This window comes from Pseudomonas sp. LBUM1651 (genome assembly GCF_059716135.1).
This window is the reverse complement of the sequence record NZ_CP166805.1, coordinates 3704954-3722504: the sequence shown is the minus strand read 5'-3', so window position 1 is coordinate 3722504 and position 17551 is coordinate 3704954. Positions and strand designations below refer to the sequence as shown.

The following is a 17551-nucleotide window of genomic DNA, read 5'->3' as shown; positions in this document are numbered from 1 at the left end:
GGCGATTTGAGGGGGCGGCATTTTAACCACATTTGCAGCGAGTGGGCGGGTGACTCGCTCCCACAGGTTATCGAGGGGTTAGTTATCACGGTTAATTTAACTTTACGTGAGGATTTGGCGATCTGTCGGCTTCCATACTCGGCTCCAACGAATAACAACAACCGCCGGGAGCCCATCATGTCGCAGTTGCCTGCTTCACCTACGGTCAGCACTCATCCTCGCTGGCTACGGCTCACCCATTGGCTGAACGCACTTGCGGTGCTGGTCATGGTCACCAGCGGTTGGCGTATCTACAACGCTTCCCCGCTTTACGACTTCAGTTTTCCCAAAGGCATCACGTTGGGCGGCTGGCTCGGGGGTGCGTTGCAATGGCATTTCGCGGCGATGTGGTTCCTCGCCATCAACGGCCTCGTCTACCTGATCATCAACCTCGCCAGCGGTCGTCTGTCACGGCGCTTTTTCCCGGTGTCGCCAAAAGGTGTTTTGCATGACCTTGGGGCCGCATTGCGCGGGCGTCTGGGGCATGCCGACCTGAGTCATTACAACCAGGTGCAACGGCTGGCGTACCTGTTCGTGATGGTCGACATCACGCTGCTGGTGATCTCCGGGCTGGTGTTGTGGAAGTCCGTCCAGTTTCCGCTGTTGCGTGAATTGCTCGGCGGCTACGAAACCGCGCGTCATGTGCATTTCATCGCAATGGCGCTGTTGATGGCCTTTGTGGCGGTGCATCTGGTGATGGTCGCGCTCGTTCCCAAAACGCTGTTGGCCATGATCGTCGGTCGCAAGGAGCCCGTATGAAAAAGCGCATCGAGGTTCTGGACGAGTCGTCCATCCTGAAAGACGCCCGGAAAATCATTGCGCCGCAGATCGAGGACCGCTCACGCCGCTCGTTCCTGATGCGTGGGTTGACCCTCGGCGGCGTGGCCATGTTGTCCGGCTGCAACATCACCGACAACGAAAGCGTCGAGACTGCGTTGTCCTCCATGTCGCGGTTCAACGATCGGGTGCAGGGCTGGCTGTTCAATCCCAATGCGCTGGCGCCGACCTATCCGGCGTCGATGATCACCCGGCCGTTTCCGTTCAATGCCTTTTACGGCATCGACGAGGCACCCACCGTCGAGGAAGAAAGCTATCGACTGGAGGTCACTGGGCTGGTGGCCGACAAACGCAGCTGGCGCCTCGAAGAGCTGCGTGCCATGGCACAGAACGAGCAGATCACCCGGCATATTTGCGTCGAAGGCTGGAGCGCGATCGGGCGTTGGGGCGGCGTGCGATTCAGCGATTTCCTGAAACGGGTCGGGGCCGACACCGGTGCCAGATATGTCGGTTTCAAATGCGCCGACGACTACTACACCAGCATCGACATGGCCACCGCGCTGCACTCGCAGACCCTGCTGGTGCTGACCTATGACGGCGCGGTGCTGCCGCGCGAATACGGCTTCCCGATGAAGCTGCACATGCCCACCAAGCTCGGCTACAAAAACCCCAAACATATCCAGGCGATTTTCGTCAGCAACACCTACAGCGGCGGCTACTGGGAAGACCAGGGCTACAACTGGTTCGGTGGCAGCTGACGGTGCCCGACAACTTCACTTACCCGCAACCTGTGCTTCAAGGAGTTTCATCATGAAAAAGCTGACCACCGTCGTTCTGTCCATGTGCCTCGCCATGGGTGCTGCCAGTGTGTTTGCCGCTGAAGCCACCAACGGCATGAGCAATGACAGCATGAGCAAGGATTCGATGTCCAAGGACGCCATGAAAAAAGACACGATGAAAAAGGACGCCATGAGCAAGGACACAATGAAGAAAGATGCCATGTCCAAGGATTCGATGAAGAAGGACGCCATGCCCAAAGACGCCATGAAAAAGGACAACATGTCGCAGTAATCCAATCAACGCGATCCTCTGTAGGAGCAGAGCTTGCTCGCGAAAGCGGAGTGTCAGCTGACATCTTTGTTGCCTGACACTCCGCTTTCGCGAGCAAGCTCTGCTCCTACAGGGTTGTGCATTCCAGGGTATGACTTTTAATGGTTACAGCCCCGCCAACCCCCAGTGTTAAAAAATCGCAAACACAGCTCATCAACAACAAAAACAAGCGTTTTCACCCATGAGAAACGTCCGGCAATACGCATGCGGCGGTGCTTATGGTGACGGAGAAGGGCGCCGATCTGATTTTGCAGGACGCCTGATTTTTTCACTTGCCTGTATCAAAAATGAATTTCCGCCGAGCCCGCTGCTCATACCTGTAAGTAGCGGAGTTGAGCCCGCGGAAAATCATTAGGCAATCAGGGAGTGGCAAAGTCATGTGTCCAGTATCGATGGCGGGCGAGCACCTTCCTGGTGGGTTGATTCTTGTGGTGGAGGATGACCCGCTGATCCTGGAGTTTCTCTGCGAAATTCTTCAGGAGGAGGGTTTTGTAGTTGAACCACAGACCAGCGCGGATGCTGCGGCAGGTTACCTGGAGCAGCACGCCGACAACGTGATACTGCTGCTGACGGACATCACCATGCCCGGCCAACTCAATGGCGCGGACCTGGCCAATCTGTTCGGCGACCGTTGGCCGGACAAGCCGATCATGATCATGTCCGGCTTCGAAACACCGGATTCTTCCGGGGTGAGACATGAAGTGTCTTTCATCAAGAAACCCTGGGCGCTGGGGCAATTGCTCGATTGCGTGGAACGTGCATTGAAGTCGAAGACGGTGGGCTGAATATCAGCGGGCGGTTGAGCCCAGCGCAACTCGCAAATGCTACATTGCTCGGCAAACCCGCCCGGCTCTTGTAAAAGGACGCTCATCCTTGTCAGCTCAACATTCGGTTTTCAACAAACCTTATCGCGCCTTTCTGTTTGATATGGACGGCACCGTCCTCAATTCCATCGCCGCCGCCGAGCGCATCTGGACCACCTGGGCCTTGCGCCACGGCGTGGATGTCGAGTCCTTCCTGCCGACCATTCATGGCGCCCGGGCCATCGACACGGTTAACCGCCAGGCCTTGCCGGGTGTCAATGCCGAGGCTGAAGCGGCATGGATTACCCAAGCGGAAATCGAGGACGTCGAGGGGATTGTCGAGGTGGCCAGTGCGGCGGATTTCCTGACCTCGCTGCCGACCAATCAGTGGGCCATCGTGACGTCTGCGCCCAGGGCACTGGCGCTGCGACGGATGGCGGCAGCGGGGATTCCGGAACCTGCGGTGATGGTGACGGCGGAAGATGTCAGCGCTGGTAAACCCGATCCTGCGGGTTATCGATTGGCGGCGCGACGGTTGGGCGTCGAAGTGATCGATTGCCTGATCTTCGAAGATGCCACGGTGGGTATTCTCGCGGCAGAGGCGGCGGGGGCTGACCTTGTGATCATCACCTCGACCCACGAGCATCCGATTGAAACGCCGCATGCAACGATGGTTAGTTATGACTCTGTTGCCGTCCAGGTGGACCCCGATGGTCAAGTCCGCCTGCTTGCCTCCTAACCGACACCGGCCCTTGTAGGAGCGGGGCTTGCCCGCGAATGGTTCGTCGCGGTGGATCATGGGATTGTTGTTGCTTGTGCCGACGCCTTCGCGGGCAAGCCTCGCTCCTACAGGTCGTTTTTCTTCAGTACAAACCGGGAATCAACCGCCAGCTACGGCTGCAATAAGCCTCATATTCACCACCAAACTGCGCGCGCAGCAGCGCTTCTTCGGCGTGAATGCGGGAGATCAGCGGGATCACCGTCAACGCTGCCAGCAACAGGCCAACGCCGGAACGAAACGCCAGCGCCCATCCCAGGGCAATGACCAACATCCCCAGATAACTGGGGTTGCGCAACGTTCGATAAATCCCGTCGGTGATCAGTCGGTGCCCCGGTTGAATCGCCACCAGTCCGCTGAAACGCTTGCCCAGCACAAACACCGGCCACATGCGCAAGACACCGCCGACGATGTACAGCAACGCCCCGAGCCAGCGCACGCCTTCGCCACCGAAGGTCCAAAAATCGATCCGGTCGGCGTAGGCCGGTAAAAAACCGCTCACTATCCCGATCACCCCGAAGGCCGGCAGCACCCAGCGATTGGCCCGGTCTTCCCGTTCGCCGGAGCTGAGATTGACCTCGGTAAACAGCGACGCGATCGCCATCGCCAGGGTCGCCAGGGCAACGACCACCAACGCCGCATGAGAGAAAAACGCCGCAAACCCGCCCAACCCCCATACGGCGAGCCCAAGGTAGGCGAGGGTGCTCACGATGGCGAAAAACGCCAGTCTGGCCGAGATTTTCATAGTCACCCCGCACTTCGAACGAATACTCCATACATTGTAGGAGCTGGCTTGCCGGCGATGGCGTTCTCAAAATCACCACCTGCTTCAAGGTCCAATCGCCAGCAAGCCGGCTCCTACAGGGGCTCGGCTCGGGCACTGCGGCGAATCACTTGCGGCGGTTGGCCGAAGGCTCTGAGGAAGGCTTCGCGCATACGCCGGCGATCACTGAAGCCGGCTTCGGTGGCGATCTGATCGAGGTTCAATCGTCCGCGTTCCAGCATCTGTCGTGCCGCTTCCAGGCGCAGGTTTTCAACGGCCTTGGCCGGCGACTGGCCGGTTTCAGCACGAAACGCCCGGCTGAACTGGCGCGGACTGAGGCGCGCCACGTCTGCCAGTTGTTCCACCGACAACGCCTCGGCGAGGTGTTCCCGGGCGTAGCCGAGGACGGTCTGGATGCGGTCGGATTTCGGCTCCAGTTCCAGCAGCGCCGAATGCTGGGACTGGCCGCCCGCACGCCGGTGGTACATCACCAGTTTCTGCGCCACGGAACGGGCGAGTTCGGGGCCGTGATCCTTTTCGACCATCGCCAGCGCCAGGTCGATACCGGCAGTCATGCCGGCTGAAGTCCAGATCGAGCCGTCAATCACGTAAATGCGGTCCTCTTCGACCTTGATCGACGGAAACCGCGCTTGCAGTTCCCGTGCATAAGCCCAGTGCGTGGTCGCCCGCCGTCCCTCGAGCAAACCGGCCTGGGCCAGGACGAACGCCCCGGAGCAAATCGACGCCGTGCGCCGCGCGGTTTTAACGCTGGCGCGCAGGTAATCCAGCACACCCTCGGGCGCCTGTTCGAGAATGGCATCGCCGCCGACCACGATCACCGTATCGAACACCCGCTCATCGAACGCCTGAGTGCCGACACTCAAACCACCGGAAGCACGCAAGGTGCGGCCGTCCTCGGACAGTACGCTGACTTCGTAAAGCGCTTCGTCGGCGCTGAAGTTGGCGTACTCGAACACCGGCATGGCCGCCAGCGCCATGGACTGAAAACCCTCAAACACCACAAACGCCACGGAAGTCATCGATAGGCCCTCAAAAGGACATGTCCTAAAAGCGTACTTTAAACGTCATTTGAGACGAAGGTCAGTCAATTTATAACTGTCACACCCGGCGAATACCTCGCCTCACTGTGAAGGACACTGAACATGGCTCTCTCATCCAAAGGCACCGCCCTGATCACGGGCGCTTCTTCCGGCATCGGCGCGGTCTACGCCGATCGTCTCGCCCGTCAGGGTTACGATCTGATTCTGGTCGCCCGCAGCCAGGCCAAGTTGAACGCCCTGGCCAATCACCTGAGCAACGAAACCGGTCGCGCCGTGGAGGTCGTCGCTGCCGATCTGAAAGACAAGGCCGATCTGCAGCGGGTCGAAAGGATTCTACGCACCGATGCCAGCATCACCTTGCTGGTCAACAACGCCGGGGTCGGCGCCGTCATGCCGCTGCTGGGGAGCCCGGTGGATGACATGGAAGACATGATCACCCTGAATGTCACCGCACTGATGCGTTTGGCCTACGCGGTAGCGCCCGGGTTCGTCGCCCGTGGCAACGGCACCGTGATCAACATCTCCTCGATCGTGGCGATTGCCCCCGAGATTCTTAATGGCGTGTACGGCGGGACCAAGGCGTTCGTTCTGGGCCTGAGCCAGTCGATGCACCATGAGCTGGCCGACAAAGGCATTCGCATTCAGGCCGTACTGCCTGGCGCCACCGCCACCGATTTTTGGAGCGAGGCGGGCAACCCGGTGGAAAACCTGCCTCAGGAAATCGTCATGACCGCCGAGGACATGGTCGATGCTGCGCTGGCAGGGCTGGCGAATGGAGAAGTTGTGACCATTCCGGGCCTGCACGACGGCTCGCAATGGGACCGTTACGAAGCCCAGCGCAAAACCCTGTCGGGCCTGTTCGGCAACTCCGCGGCGGCACCGCGTTATCGCTGAAACGGCAAGCTCGGGCCAGGGTGATCTAAGCTTGGATAAGGACCGCTCAACACCGACTCGTTGAACCACTCGATAAGTCGGTGCGCGCCCGAGGAACCCAACATGCTTCACATCAGAACCCCCTTGATCCTGCACCCGGGCTTGTCGACCTCCATTCGGCGAATCTGGCTCAAGCTGGAAAACCTGCAACCCAGTGGCTCGTTCAAACTGCGTGGCATGGGGCTGTTGTGCAGCCAGGCAAAGGCCGCGGGCAAGCGCAAGGTGGTCTGTCCTTCTGGGGGCAACGCCGGTTTCGCCACCGCTGTCGCGGCGGCCAGCCTGGGCTTGCAAGCCTGCATCGTGGTGCCGCACACCACCCCGGAAAGCACTCGCGCGAGGATTCGCAAAACCGGTGCCGAAGTGATCGTTCACGGCAAGGTCTGGGACGACGCCAATCAGCGGGCGAAGGAGCTTTCACAAGGGGCGGACACCGAATACGTGCCGGCCTTCGATCATCCGGTGTTGTGGGAAGGGCACAGCACGATGATCGATGAGATTCTCGAGGACTGTCCTCAAGTCGATACGCTGGTGACGTCGGTGGGGGGCGGGGGTTTGCTGGCAGGCCTTCTCACGGGATTGATTCGGCATGGCCGTATGGATTGCCGTATCGTCGCTTGCGAAACCGAGGGTGCGGCGTCTTTTGCGGCTGCGGTCAAGGCCGGGCATCCCGTCAGGCTTTCGCGCATCGACACCGTCGCCACCTCCCTCGGCGCGGCTCAAGTGGCTGCCTGGCCAGTGCAACATATCCTCGATTTTCCTCACCAATGCGTGGTGCTCGGCGATGACGAAGCGATCATGGGCGTGGTGCGTTACGCCAACGATTTGCGTCAGCTGGTTGAACCGGCGTGCGGTGTTTCGTTGGCCATCGGCTATCTGGACCACCCGGCAATTGCCGGTGCCCATGACGTGGTGATCGTGGTGTGCGGTGGCGTCAGCATCAACGCACAACTCGTTGCCGGATGGGCGCGTTCATCCGCTGAAAGCGCAAAGTAGCCGGAAAGCAAAGCCGGGCCGCAAACGCCTGGCCAGGTGTCACACGCCCACCGCGACTGTTTCAGCCTTCATTGCCCCGCTGCAGCGCCGTCCTGGATCAGAATGGCTCTGGCCAGGTCTTCGTCGCTGGCGTTCAGCCCGGGATTGTCCTGGCGGATCTGCTTCATGACCGACTCCAGATACACGCCACGAATCGCACCGCCACTGGCCACGAAGCTGGAGGCATCATCCCGGGCTGGGATCATGAGTTTGTCGTCTTTGAACGTCGAGTACAGCGAAGCAGAAACCCCGGCCGAGGTGGCCACATCGCCCGCATCCACTTTCGCGAGAGCCGAACCGAAGGGTAAGCACAACACAAGGGAAGAGATGATGATCAGACGGCGCATGACGGTTTCCTCCGAAAGCGTGAAGCGTAAAGGAAGTACCTTACAGTTTAGGATATGCGGCGGCCGTCAGGAGTTCCTTGCGGCACAAACTATCACTTCAACCAGCAGCCGCGGATCTGCCAGCCTGGCCTCGCCACACGCGCGGGCCAGTGAGTGTGCATTGACACGTCGCCTTTAAAAGATCGCAGGCTGCGCCAGCTCCTACACCGACTGCATGCAACCGGGATTTATCGGGTGTACGCGACCCCTGTAGGAGCTGCCGCAGGCTGCGAACTTTTGATCTTCTATCATTCACCGTGAAAACCGCTTCGCTTGCAGCAACTGCCTGTACTGAGCCTGGCCGCTGACCGACCGACGATCAGTGTCCGCACGTCCCCCACGCCATGAGGACTATGCTTTGCAGAGCGCCCATTGCAATGGGAGACCTCTGATGATCAACGTACGCACGGCCCGCATGCTGGCCGATTACAAACGCTGGGCCGATCAGCGGCTCTTTGACAGCCTGGCCGATTTGCCGCCGGGCGAGGTCAACAAAGCGCGGGTCTCGGTGTTCAAGAACATAATCGGCACCTTGAACCACATCTACGTGGTGGACTGCATCTGGAAGGCTCACCTCGAAGGCCGGGGGCACGGTTTCAAGACTTCACACGATCTGCTGCATCCCGACCTTGCTGACCTGCGCATGGCGCAAAAGGACATCGATCATTGGTACTGCAACTGGAGCGAATGGCAGACCGAGGCGTCGCTGGATAAACCCGTCGAGTTCACGTTTGTCTCGGGCGAAAGCGGCACCATGAGCGCCGGCGCGATGCTGCTGCACGTGGTCAATCACGCCAGTTACCACCGTGGCTGGGTGATCCAGATGTATTTCGACATTCCGGCCATGCCGCCGATGACGGACCTGCCGATTTTCCTGCGCGAGACCGATCCGGGCTTCAACGCGGTCAATGCCCCGGCAGTGGCGCCGACATGTGTTGGGCTATTCGCGAGCGCAACCAACGTTCTGCCGGATCGTTATCGTTGACCCCGTTCCACACCATCGACAGCTCGGACAGGTTGATGTCAAACGGCGGGTCGTCGGCTCGCAACTGGCTGCCTTCGATCAGCGCAGACGCGGCGTAATCCGGCACCGTGGCGAGCATGTCGGTGCCGGCCAGCAGGGCGCGTAGTCCGGCGAACTGCGGCACCGCCAGCACCACGCGGCGTGAGCGACCGATGCGCGCCAGATCGTTGTCGATAGCGCCGGTCAGGTCCCCGGAAAACGACACCAGGGCATGAGGCCGTTCGCAGTAATCATCCAGCGTCAGGGCGCCGGGACGATTGTCGCCGCGCAGGATCTTCACGCTCAGGTCCCGCAGTTTCTTACGCTTGGCGTTGGCCGGCAGTTCCGTGGTGTAGCTGATCCCGACGGAAATCTCGCCGCTGGCGAGCATCGACGACATCAGCAGGAAATTCACCCGCCGCACTACCACCACAACGTTCTGCGCCTCTTCGCGGATTTGCTTGAGCAGCGGCGGAAACAGGCCGAACTCGGCGTCGTCCGACAGACCGATGCGAAACACGTCGCGGCTGGTGGACGGGTCAAAATCCTTGGCCCGGCTGACCGCGCCGGAAATGGTATCCATTGCTGGCTGCAACTCTTTAAGAATCTGGAGTGCGCGCTGGGTTGGCTCCAGCACACGACCGTTGCGCACCAGCAGCGGGTCGTCGAACAGATCGCGCAACTTGGCCAGCGAGGCACTGACGGCAGGCTGACCGAGGAACAGCTTTTCCCCGGCCCGGGTCAGGTTTTTTTCGAACATCAGGGTTTCGAAAACCACCAACAGGTTCATGTCCACGCGGCGCAGGTCGTTGCGGTTCATGGCGGGGTTACTCGCAGGGGGGCGGGGTCTTTTCAGTAAAGCAGCAAACCTTGAGCCTGCGGTGAAAGCCGGCAGACCGGCGATTTCATCAGTGAATGCAAAACAAATGTGGGAGCGGGCTTGCTCGCGAAGGCGGTGTGTCAGTCGACATTGTTTTTGCCTGACACACCGCCTTCGCGAGCAAGCCCGCTCCCACATGGACTGCATTAACTGAAGGGCATCGGGATCATCCGCCTTGTCTTATGTAGCCGAACCCGGCTCAGTCAACACCTTCCTGAACGTCTCCACCAACGGCCGCAAATTGATCCGGTGCCACGCCGCCCACAGCGGCGTGGTGAACGCAATCCACGGCACTTCCCGCAACACCACGCCCGGCGGCGCATTTCGGCTCAAGCCTTTCTGAATCATCGCGATGCCCAACCCTGACGCCACCAACCCCAACGCGGTAAAGGGTTCGGTGGCTTCCATGCGGATGTCCGGGGTGAAACCGGCGCGGATGCAGGCACTGACGAAGTCTTCGCGGCTGGCACAGTTCTGTCGGTGTTGCACGCCGATCCATTCCTGATCGGCGAGGTCTGCCGGGGTCAATGTCGCTTGGTGTGCGAGGGGATGGTGCTCGGGCAGCGCCAGCAGCATCGGGTCGTCGAGCACCTGAAAACCCAGCAAGTCCGGATCGTCGGCGACGGGCGGTTCGCTGACCAGCGCGATATCGAGGCTACGCTGACGCAGGCCTTCGAGTTGTTCGGCGGAGCTGAGGTTGTACAGCGCGACGTGCACGTTTGGTCGGTCCACCCGCAACACCCGCAAGGCATTCGGCAGGACGCCGGCGTGCATGGCGTTTTCGATGTAGCCGATACATAGGCCGCCTTCTTCGCCACGACCGAGGCGTTTGCCGAGGGACTCCAGGCGATTGGCGTGGGTCAGCAGGGCGCGGGTTTCGGCGAGAAAGGTCTGGCCGTCGCGAGTCAGCCGAATGCGCTGCTGGCTGCGCTCGAACAGGGTGAGGCCCAGCCGTTCCTCAAGCTGGGCGATCTGCCGGCTCAGGGGCGACTGGGAAATGTGCAGGCGTTCGGCGGCGCGACCGACGTGTTCTTCTTCGGCGACGGCAACGAAGTAGCGCAATTGGCGAATGTCGATCATGTAAGACCTTTAGAGACTCAAGTGCTGCACATTATGTCTTGGACGGTCCGATCCTCGCAATCTAGGATTGGCTCATCGGTCATCTGACTGACCACTGACATCAAGAGGAATCACCCATGAGCTTGAAAGACAAACTGCCCGGCACGCTGGGTTTCGGCACTGCCCCCTTGGGCAACATGTTCCGCGCCATCCCGGAAGAAGAGGCGATGGCCACCGTGCACGCCGCCTGGGATGCCGGTGTGCGTTACTTCGACACTGCGCCGTTTTACGGTTCGGGCCTGTCGGAGATCCGCCTCGGCGCCGCGCTGGCCCAATACAACCGCGACGACTACGTACTGAGCAGCAAGGTCGGTCGGGTGATTCTCGACGAAATCGAAGACGCCGCTGCCCGTGATCTGGGCGAGAAGAGCGGGGTGTTCGAGCACGGTCGCCCGAACAAGATCGTCAACGACTACAGCGCTGACGCAACGATGCGTTCCATCGAAGACAGCCTCAAGCGCCTGCAAACCGATCGCCTGGACATCGTTTGGGTGCATGACATCGCGCAGGACTTCTACGGAGATCAATGGCTGGAGTACTTCAACCAGGCCCGCACCGGCGCTTTCAAGGTACTGACCCGTTTGCGTGAAGAAGGCGTAATCAAAGGCTGGGGCTTGGGTGTGAACAAGGTCGAGCCTTGCGAGTTGACCCTTGATCTGACCGAGGCCCAACCGGACGGTTTTCTGCTGGCGGGCCGCTACACGCTGTTGGATCACGATCGTGCCCTGCAACGTTTGATGGACGCTGCCTTGGCACAGAATGTCGAGATCGTGGTCGGTGGCCCTTACAGCTCGGGCATTCTGGTCGGTGGCGCGCACTTCGAATACCAGAAGGCCAGCCCGGCGATCATCCATAAAGTCGAGCAGATCAAACGCATCGCGGCGGCCCACGGCGTCGACATCAAGGCCGCTGCGTTGCAGTTCTCCCTGGCAAATCCTGCCGTCGCGGCGGTGATTCCGGGGTCCAGCCGTCCGGACCGGATTGCTGAAGATGTGGCTGCGTTGTCGGCAGTCATTCCCGCTGCGTTCTGGCAAGCGATGCGCGAAGCGAAGCTGGTGTCTGAACGCGCTCCATTGCCTGTCACAGGAGTTTGAACATGAAGATCGATCTGACGGGAAAACTCGCCATCGTTAGCGGCAGCACCGCCGGCATTGGCCTGGGCATCAGCAAGGCACTGGCCGAGTCCGGCGCCACGGTGGTGGTGATCGGCCGCGAGACGGCCAAGGTCGAGCAAGCGCTGGCGAGCATTCGCCAGAGCGTGCCGGGCGCACAGTTGCGCGGCCTGACCGCAGACCTCGGCACCGCCGAAGGCGCCGAGCAATTGTTCGCCGCCGAGCCGCGCGCCGACATTCTGGTCAACAACCTCGGCATCTTTAACGAGGTGGATTTCTTCGACACGCCGGACAGCGAGTGGACGCGGTTCTACGAGGTCAACGTGATCTCCGGTGTGCGCCTGTCACGGCATTACGTGCCGGACATGGTCAAGCAGGGCTGGGGCCGGGTGATCTTCCTCTCCTCGGAATCCGGGATCGCGATTCCGGCCGACATGCTCAACTATGGCGTGACCAAAAGCGCCAACCTCGCGGTATCCCATGGCCTGGCCAAGCGGCTGGCGGGCACTGGCGTGACGGTCAATGCGATCCTGCCCGGCCCGACGTTGACCGATGGTCTGGAGCAGATGCTCAAGGACGCCACGGCTGAATCCGGGCGCAGTGTCCGGGAAGAAGCCGACGCCTTCGTGCGCAAGGCCCGGCCGACGTCGATCATCCAGCGCGTGGCGAATGTCGAGGAAGTCGCCAACCTGGTGGCCTATATCGCTTCGCCGCTGTCGTCGGCAACAACCGGTGCAGCCCTTCGAGTCGACGGCGGTGTCGTCGACAGCATGGCGATCTGAATTTTTTTTGATTGAGAGAGAAAATTACATGGCAACTGCATCAGCGTTTATCGACATCCCGGCTTCGGCCGACCAGGTTTGGCAATTGATCGGTGGCTTCAATTCGCTGCCGGACTGGCTGCCGTTCATTCCCAAAAGTGAGCTGAGCGAAGGCGGGCGTGTGCGCAGTCTGCAAACGGCGGATGGCGCGGTGGTGGTTGAGCGGCTGGAGGCGTTTGATAACGCCGGGAAGACGTACAGCTACTCGATATTGCAGGCGCCGTTCCCGGCGACTGATTACCTGGCGACGATTCGCGTTGAAGCGCGGGGGGAGGGGGCGCGGGTGACCTGGTCGGGTCGGTTTGCTCCGGTTGGTGTGAGTGAGGAGGAGGTGACGGCGCTGTTTGGCGGCATCTACCAGGGTGGACTTGATGCCCTTCGAGCCAACTACCCGGCCTGACAAACACCACGAATCCCCTGTGGGAGCGAGACCGGCTTGCCGGCGAAAGCGTCGTGTCAGACAACATCAATGTTGACTGGAAGGCAGCCTTCGCGAGCAGGCTCGCTCCCACAGGTTTTGTGTCAGTTCAGGAGATTTGTGTCAGGTCTGGGGCATCAGGCTCTGCCGGCAGTCGAGCACTAATTTCGCTCCACCCAACTCACTGGTATCCACTTCAAGCGAAAACCCATGCAGGCTCACAATCGCCGCCACGATCGACAGCCCCAGCCCGAATCCGCTTTGCTGATTGCCACCTTCGGCGCGATAGAAGCGCTGGAACACGGCTTCCCGTTCGGCCGCAGGAATGCCCGGTCCGGAGTCGAGCACTTCGATCCGCGTATGCCCATTTTCATTGACCCCGCGCAAAATCACCTCGCCGCCCGGCGGTGTGAATTTGATCGAATTGCTCAACAAATTCGCCACGGCTTCGAACAGCAGCGCCCGATCGCCATTCAGCGCCGGCAATGATTCGGGCAATTGCAGCTTGAAAACCAGCTCGTCTTCCTCCGCCAGCGGCAGATAAAAGTCGTGCAGTTCCTGCAACAACGGCACCGGGTCGAGCTGCACAAAACCGGAGCGCCGCTGCCGGTCTTCCAGCTCGGAAATCCGCAGCAAACCGCGAAAGCGCGCCATCAGCGTGTCCGCTTCACTCAACACTGAATCCAGTTGCGCGGCTTCCTGGGAACCTTCGCCCGCCTGTTGCTGCATGCGGTACAACTGCGCCCGCAAGCGGGTCAGTGGCGTGCGCAAGTCGTGGGCAATGTTGTCGCACACACCCTTGACCTCGTTCATCAAACGTTCGATGCGTTCGAGCATGGCGTTGACGATGGCGGCGAGCATGTCCAGTTCGTCGCGGCGATTGGACAGCGGCAAACGCCGGGTCAGATCCCCGGCCACAATCGCCTCGGCACTGGCCTGAATCCCGCGAATGCGCCGCAGCGGTCGACGGCGCAACAGGTGCCATCCAACGATGCCTGGCAAAATGGTCAGGGTCACGCCCCAGAACAGCGCGTGGAGGATGATCCGGGTCACGGCGAACAGCGAGCCGTTGTCGCGCACGAGTATCAGCCAGCGACCATCACGCGTCTGGGTCGCCACCGCATCGCAACTGTCGCTGGGCAGGGTCGGGTCGTCGGATTCGGCGCAGTCGTTGAGCATATGAATCCTGCCGTCCAGCGGCAGGCCTGCGGGTATGTGCCGCAGGGCACCGCTGAGGTAGCGATGCTCGGCATCGAACAGGCCGTAGGCGTCGAGGCCGCGAATGTCGAAGGTCATGCTGACGGCGAGGGCGTCCACCAGTTGTTCGCCGGAAAAGCGCGAGAACAGATGCTGACGTTGCATCAGCGAGTGCTTGGCCAGGTTGTCCAGGTACGCGGACACCTCGTAATACATGACCCCCATGAGAATTCCGCTCCAGAGCACGAACAGCGAACTGTAGAGCGCCAGCAAGCGGCTGCTGGAAGAACGCCAGCCTTTAGAGGGGTTCGGCAATGACATAACCCGAGCCTCGCACAGTCCGAATCAGGGGGACATTGCCGGGCGGGTCGATCTTCTTGCGCAGTCGGCCGATGTGCACGTCGATCAGGTTGGTGCCGGGGTCGAAGTGATAGCCCCAGACCTCTTCGAAAATCATCATCCGCGACAGAATCTGCCCGGTGTTGCGCATCAGGAATTCCAGCAACTTGTATTCGGTGGGCAACAGCGTCAGCAGTTGACCGTCGCGGCTGGCTTCGTGGCTGATCAGGTTCAGTTCCAGATCTGCCACCCGCAGCGTGGTGGCCTGGGCGGTCACGGTGTTCTGCCGACGCAGCAACACTTCGACCCGCGCGGCCATTTCATCCGTGGCGAAGGGTTTGGTCAGGTAATCGTCCCCGCCGGCACGCAAACCGCGCACGCGCTCATCGACATCGGAGAGGGCGCTGATCATCAGGATCGGCGTGGCCACGCCCATGGTCCGCAGCGTCGTGACAATCGCCAGGCCATCGAGCTCGGGCAGCATGCGATCGAGAGTAATCAGGTCGTAGTTGCCGCTGACCGCGCGCTCAAGGCCTTCGCGGCCATTGTCGACCCAATCCACGTCGAGGCCGTGGCTGCTCAATTCAACGACGATTTCCCGGGCGGTCACGGCGTCGTCTTCGATGGTCAAGATGCGGGTCATAGGGCGGACCTGATAGTCAGTTCAAGGCAAGTGTGTGGGCATTCTGCCAAGAATTGCCGATGACTTTTTAAATTAACTTTCATGTGGGTCATGGGACGAAAGATTCATTGATATCATATGGCCATAACTCTTATGGGGAGCTCGACTGTGCGCACTTTGATTCGCCGTGGCGGGGTGCCGGTTTTTGTGTTGTTGCTGTGCGTCATCAGCGGTAGTGCCTGGGCGGGTAACACGCCGTGTTCGGGAAAGAAGGGCGGTATCGGTCGCTGTGATGGCGACCTGTTCCTGTGTAATGACGGCTCTATCAGCGCGTCGAAGAAAAGTTGTTCGTCTATTTATGGAGATTCAAGCCAGGCTCGCCCACAAACATTATTGAAGAGCGCCGATGGCTGCACGTGCGGCTCGGGCTCATTTTGTACGGGGCCACGAGGCGGGGTGTATTGCCTGACACCCAGTGGTAACAAGAGCTACAAGCGCAAGTAGTTCAACCGTAATGCATAAAACCCGCTGCGATTGGCCGGTCCTTGCAAATTGCATGGACCTGAGAAATTCAAAATTTGTAAGTCATTGAAATATATTTATTTATTGAAATCTTGCGACTGGCACGTTGACTGCAATTCTTCATATGACGAGTTGTAACAACATCTTTCCTGCCTGGAGCGACATAACAATGAATAGATCCTCTGATGGTTTCTATGCTACCGCGGAAGAATCAAGCTCGCTGTCGGGCGTTTCCTGGGGTGCGATTTTCGCCGGGGCCGCTGCGGCGGCGGCGTTGTCGCTGATCCTGGTGCTGCTCGGTTTCGGACTGGGTTTTTCAGCAGTTTCCCCTTGGGCCCATGAAGGCGTGAGCGCCAAGGGCCTGGGCATTTCAACAATCATTTGGCTGGCCGTGACCCAAATCGTCGCGTCCGGGCTAGGTGGTTACATCGCCGGTCGCCTGCGGGTGAAGTGGGCGAACATGCACGGTGATGAAGTCTACTTTCGCGACACGGCGCACGGCTTCCTGGCTTGGTGCGTGGCAACACTGGTGACGGCGACGCTGGTCGTCGGTTCGGTCAGTAGCATTGTTAGCGGTGGTGTGCAGGCCGGTGCGAATGTTGTCGGTGGTGCTGCAAGTGCCGCGACTCAAGCGGCTGGCACCGCAGCCGGTAATACCAACAGCGATCAGTACGGCTATTTTGTCGACAGTCTGTTCCGCACCGATAACCCGGCCGCCGTCAGTGATGACGCTGCTCGCGGCACTGTGACCCGCATCTTCGTGCGCTCGCTGAGCAACGACGGTCAACTGGCTGCCGAAGACCGCACGTATCTGGCGCAACTGGTGGCCCAACGGACCAACCTCACGCAAGCGGACGCTGAACGACGTGTCGATGAAGTCTATGCCCGTACCCAAAAAGCTGTTGCGGACGCGAAACTGGCCGCCCAACAAGCCGCTGACACTGCCGCCAAAGTCGCTGCATGGACGTCGCTTTGGATGTTCATCGCGCTGTTGATCGGTGCGTTTTTCGCCAGCTTCGCCGCTACATTCGGCGGTCGTCGTCGGGATGCCGTGGTGTATCTGGAAACCGACACTTATGCGACTACCGTACCTGTTCGCTAACCTGGAGAATCATCATGCGTTCATTACTGTTGCTCTTTCTCGGAATACCTATCCCGATCATCATCCTGATCGCCCTGTTCACGTAAAGATTTTCCGGGGCTCATGCCTCTGCCGCTTCTGCCTCTGGTAGAAGCGGCATTTTTGATTGAGTGGACTGGCTGTCAGATTGATATTGAATGTGACGGCCCCTTCGCGAGCAAGCCCGCTCCCACATCAGATCTCCAGTGCACACAGAATCAACTGTGGGAGCGGGCTTGCTCGCGAAGGGGCCAGATCAGGCAAAAAAATCCACCTACTCGATAGGCGTTTTCACAAACGCCTCAAGCCTCTCGGCATAGTCGGCAAACGCCCTGATCCGTGGAAACGACGCAGCCTCCACCTGATCAGGCACCACAAGATTGGTGAAGCTCCAGGCCACCGCCAGCGTAATCCCGTCCTGATCGATCGAACCGTCAGTCTTCAGCGGTTGCATTTCCAGCTCCCGCTCCAGCGCCGAATACGCTGCCGCCAGTTGCCCCTCGACCCGTTCCACCCACGGCTCAAACTGAATCTCCGCCGGCCGCAGGTTGCGTTCGTAATAAAGCTGCACCGACTTCTCACACGCTGCCAGCGCCAGGCCGATCAACCGTAACGAACGCAGGCGTTGATCGAGTTCGCCGGGCATCCCCCATTTTTCACGTTTGTTGGAAAAATCACCCCTTAATTTTCCTAGTATTTGTCAAAATGACTTGGAG

General features: G+C 59.9%; 20 protein-coding genes and 1 pseudogene. 13 read left to right on the top strand and 8 right to left on the bottom strand.

Annotation, left to right across the window (positions count from 1 at the left end):
• Positions 1 to 177 precede the first annotated feature (177 nt).
• The 5 genes from ACA066_RS17265 (at position 178) to ACA066_RS17245 (ending at position 3468) form a co-directional block, all read left to right on the top strand.
• Positions 178 to 798 (top strand): cytochrome b/b6 domain-containing protein, encoded by a 621-nt coding sequence (locus tag ACA066_RS17265; protein ID WP_497695902.1) that lies wholly within the window; start codon positions 178 to 180, stop codon positions 796 to 798.
• Complete coding sequence (locus ACA066_RS17260) at positions 795 to 1574, top strand: molybdopterin-dependent oxidoreductase (RefSeq protein ID WP_497695901.1); 780 nt, start codon at positions 795 to 797, stop codon at positions 1572 to 1574. The genes ACA066_RS17265 and ACA066_RS17260 overlap by 4 nt, the downstream gene beginning before the upstream one ends.
• Positions 1575 to 1626: 52 nt before the next feature.
• A complete protein-coding gene (locus tag ACA066_RS17255) occupies positions 1627 to 1887 on the top strand; it encodes a pentapeptide MXKDX repeat protein (protein ID WP_497695900.1) in 261 nt (86 codons plus the stop codon).
• Positions 1888 to 2303: 416 nt separating this feature from the next.
• On the top strand, positions 2304 to 2711 hold the full coding sequence (locus ACA066_RS17250) for a response regulator (RefSeq protein ID WP_497695899.1): 408 nt from the start codon (positions 2304 to 2306) through the stop codon (positions 2709 to 2711).
• A gap of 88 nt (positions 2712 to 2799) precedes the next feature.
• Positions 2800 to 3468, top strand: a complete 669-nt coding sequence (locus ACA066_RS17245) for an HAD-IA family hydrolase (protein ID WP_497695898.1) — start codon at positions 2800 to 2802, stop codon at positions 3466 to 3468.
• A 124-nt stretch (positions 3469 to 3592) separates the two neighbouring features.
• On the opposite strand, the gene ACA066_RS17240 is transcribed toward ACA066_RS17245, so the two are convergent.
• Positions 3593 to 4252 (bottom strand): methyltransferase family protein, encoded by a 660-nt coding sequence (locus ACA066_RS17240; protein ID WP_497699899.1) that lies wholly within the window; start codon positions 4250 to 4252, stop codon positions 3593 to 3595.
• Positions 4253 to 4365: 113 nt separating this feature from the next.
• Entirely contained in the window at positions 4366 to 5310 is a 945-nt protein-coding gene (locus tag ACA066_RS17235) for a GlxA family transcriptional regulator (protein WP_497695897.1), read from the bottom strand.
• A 123-nt stretch (positions 5311 to 5433) separates the two neighbouring features.
• Here ACA066_RS17235 and ACA066_RS17230 point away from each other — a divergent pair, with 123 nt between their 5' ends.
• Positions 5434 to 6225 carry an SDR family NAD(P)-dependent oxidoreductase gene (locus ACA066_RS17230; protein ID WP_497695896.1) on the top strand — a complete coding sequence of 264 codons (792 nt, stop codon included), beginning with the start codon at positions 5434 to 5436 and terminating at the stop codon, positions 6223 to 6225.
• A gap of 102 nt (positions 6226 to 6327) precedes the next feature.
• A complete protein-coding gene (locus ACA066_RS17225; protein ID WP_497695895.1) occupies positions 6328 to 7257 on the top strand; it encodes a pyridoxal-phosphate dependent enzyme in 930 nt (309 codons plus the stop codon).
• Positions 7258 to 7325: 68 nt separating this feature from the next.
• Here ACA066_RS17225 and ACA066_RS17220 read toward each other — a convergent pair whose 3' ends face one another.
• Positions 7326 to 7643, bottom strand: a complete 318-nt coding sequence (locus tag ACA066_RS17220) for a DUF2388 domain-containing protein (RefSeq protein ID WP_461950043.1) — start codon at positions 7641 to 7643, stop codon at positions 7326 to 7328.
• Positions 7644 to 8073: 430 nt separating this feature from the next.
• Between ACA066_RS17220 and ACA066_RS17215 the strand changes: the two genes are divergently transcribed.
• On the top strand, positions 8074 to 8667 hold the full coding sequence (locus tag ACA066_RS17215; protein WP_497695894.1) for a DinB family protein: 594 nt from the start codon (positions 8074 to 8076) through the stop codon (positions 8665 to 8667).
• Here the strand turns inward: ACA066_RS17215 and ACA066_RS17210 are convergent.
• Entirely contained in the window at positions 8588 to 9505 is a 918-nt protein-coding gene (locus ACA066_RS17210) for a LysR substrate-binding domain-containing protein (protein ID WP_497695893.1), read from the bottom strand. The genes ACA066_RS17215 and ACA066_RS17210 overlap by 80 nt on opposite strands.
• Positions 9506 to 9745: 240 nt before the next feature.
• Positions 9746 to 10645: a LysR substrate-binding domain-containing protein gene (locus ACA066_RS17205; protein WP_497695892.1), complete on the bottom strand. Its 900-nt coding sequence runs from the start codon at positions 10643 to 10645 to the stop codon at positions 9746 to 9748.
• Positions 10646 to 10761: 116 nt separating this feature from the next.
• Here ACA066_RS17205 and ACA066_RS17200 point away from each other — a divergent pair, with 116 nt between their 5' ends.
• Genes ACA066_RS17200 through ACA066_RS17190 form a run of 3 tightly spaced genes read left to right on the top strand, consistent with a single transcriptional unit; the run spans position 10762 to position 13017 of the window.
• Positions 10762 to 11778: an aldo/keto reductase gene (locus ACA066_RS17200; RefSeq protein WP_497695891.1), complete on the top strand. Its 1017-nt coding sequence runs from the start codon at positions 10762 to 10764 to the stop codon at positions 11776 to 11778.
• Positions 11779 to 11780: 2 nt separating this feature from the next.
• Positions 11781 to 12578, top strand: a complete 798-nt coding sequence (locus ACA066_RS17195) for an SDR family NAD(P)-dependent oxidoreductase (protein WP_214384449.1) — start codon at positions 11781 to 11783, stop codon at positions 12576 to 12578.
• A 28-nt stretch (positions 12579 to 12606) separates the two neighbouring features.
• Positions 12607 to 13017, top strand: a complete 411-nt coding sequence (locus ACA066_RS17190; protein WP_497695890.1) for an SRPBCC family protein — start codon at positions 12607 to 12609, stop codon at positions 13015 to 13017.
• Positions 13018 to 13158: 141 nt separating this feature from the next.
• Here the strand turns inward: ACA066_RS17190 and ACA066_RS17185 are convergent, their stop codons facing one another.
• Positions 13159 to 14553 carry a sensor histidine kinase gene (locus ACA066_RS17185; RefSeq protein ID WP_497695889.1) on the bottom strand — a complete coding sequence of 465 codons (1395 nt, stop codon included), beginning with the start codon at positions 14551 to 14553 and terminating at the stop codon, positions 13159 to 13161.
• A complete protein-coding gene (locus ACA066_RS17180; RefSeq protein ID WP_497695888.1) occupies positions 14531 to 15214 on the bottom strand; it encodes a response regulator transcription factor in 684 nt (227 codons plus the stop codon). The genes ACA066_RS17185 and ACA066_RS17180 overlap by 23 nt, the downstream gene beginning before the upstream one ends.
• Positions 15215 to 15346: 132 nt before the next feature.
• On the opposite strand from ACA066_RS17180, the gene ACA066_RS17175 reads away from it, so the two are divergent.
• Both ACA066_RS17175 and ACA066_RS17170 read left to right on the top strand, forming a co-directional pair.
• A complete protein-coding gene (locus ACA066_RS17175) occupies positions 15347 to 15697 on the top strand; it encodes a YdcA family protein (RefSeq protein ID WP_497699898.1) in 351 nt (116 codons plus the stop codon).
• Between the two features lie 187 nt (positions 15698 to 15884).
• Entirely contained in the window at positions 15885 to 16817 is a 933-nt protein-coding gene (locus ACA066_RS17170) for a hypothetical protein (protein ID WP_497695887.1), read from the top strand.
• A gap of 292 nt (positions 16818 to 17109) precedes the next feature.
• On the opposite strand, the pseudogene ACA066_RS17165 reads toward ACA066_RS17170, so the two are convergent.
• Positions 17110 to 17463 (bottom strand): annotated as a pseudogene (locus ACA066_RS17165) (glutathione S-transferase); the annotation flags it as partial.
• Between the last annotated feature and the right edge of the window lie 88 nt (positions 17464 to 17551).

Coding starts and splice junctions, on each gene's coding strand:
- ACA066_RS17265 (WP_497695902.1), top strand. CDS start 178: ATGTCGCAGTTGCCTGCTTCACCTACGGTCAGCACTCATCCTCGCTGG.
- ACA066_RS17260 (WP_497695901.1), top strand. CDS start 795: ATGAAAAAGCGCATCGAGGTTCTGGACGAGTCGTCCATCCTGAAAGAC.
- ACA066_RS17255 (WP_497695900.1), top strand. CDS start 1,627: ATGAAAAAGCTGACCACCGTCGTTCTGTCCATGTGCCTCGCCATGGGT.
- ACA066_RS17250 (WP_497695899.1), top strand. CDS start 2,304: ATGTGTCCAGTATCGATGGCGGGCGAGCACCTTCCTGGTGGGTTGATT.
- ACA066_RS17240 (WP_497699899.1), bottom strand. CDS start 4,252: ATGAAAATCTCGGCCAGACTGGCGTTTTTCGCCATCGTGAGCACCCTC.
- ACA066_RS17235 (WP_497695897.1), bottom strand. CDS start 5,310: ATGACTTCCGTGGCGTTTGTGGTGTTTGAGGGTTTTCAGTCCATGGCG.
- ACA066_RS17230 (WP_497695896.1), top strand. CDS start 5,434: ATGGCTCTCTCATCCAAAGGCACCGCCCTGATCACGGGCGCTTCTTCC.
- ACA066_RS17225 (WP_497695895.1), top strand. CDS start 6,328: ATGCTTCACATCAGAACCCCCTTGATCCTGCACCCGGGCTTGTCGACC.
- ACA066_RS17220 (WP_461950043.1), bottom strand. CDS start 7,643: ATGCGCCGTCTGATCATCATCTCTTCCCTTGTGTTGTGCTTACCCTTC.
- ACA066_RS17215 (WP_497695894.1), top strand. CDS start 8,074: ATGATCAACGTACGCACGGCCCGCATGCTGGCCGATTACAAACGCTGG.
- ACA066_RS17210 (WP_497695893.1), bottom strand. CDS start 9,505: ATGAACCGCAACGACCTGCGCCGCGTGGACATGAACCTGTTGGTGGTT.
- ACA066_RS17205 (WP_497695892.1), bottom strand. CDS start 10,645: ATGATCGACATTCGCCAATTGCGCTACTTCGTTGCCGTCGCCGAAGAA.
- ACA066_RS17200 (WP_497695891.1), top strand. CDS start 10,762: ATGAGCTTGAAAGACAAACTGCCCGGCACGCTGGGTTTCGGCACTGCC.
- ACA066_RS17195 (WP_214384449.1), top strand. CDS start 11,781: ATGAAGATCGATCTGACGGGAAAACTCGCCATCGTTAGCGGCAGCACC.
- ACA066_RS17190 (WP_497695890.1), top strand. CDS start 12,607: ATGGCAACTGCATCAGCGTTTATCGACATCCCGGCTTCGGCCGACCAG.
- ACA066_RS17185 (WP_497695889.1), bottom strand. CDS start 14,553: ATGTCATTGCCGAACCCCTCTAAAGGCTGGCGTTCTTCCAGCAGCCGC.
- ACA066_RS17180 (WP_497695888.1), bottom strand. CDS start 15,214: ATGACCCGCATCTTGACCATCGAAGACGACGCCGTGACCGCCCGGGAA.
- ACA066_RS17175 (WP_497699898.1), top strand. CDS start 15,347: ATGGGGAGCTCGACTGTGCGCACTTTGATTCGCCGTGGCGGGGTGCCG.
- ACA066_RS17170 (WP_497695887.1), top strand. CDS start 15,885: ATGAATAGATCCTCTGATGGTTTCTATGCTACCGCGGAAGAATCAAGC.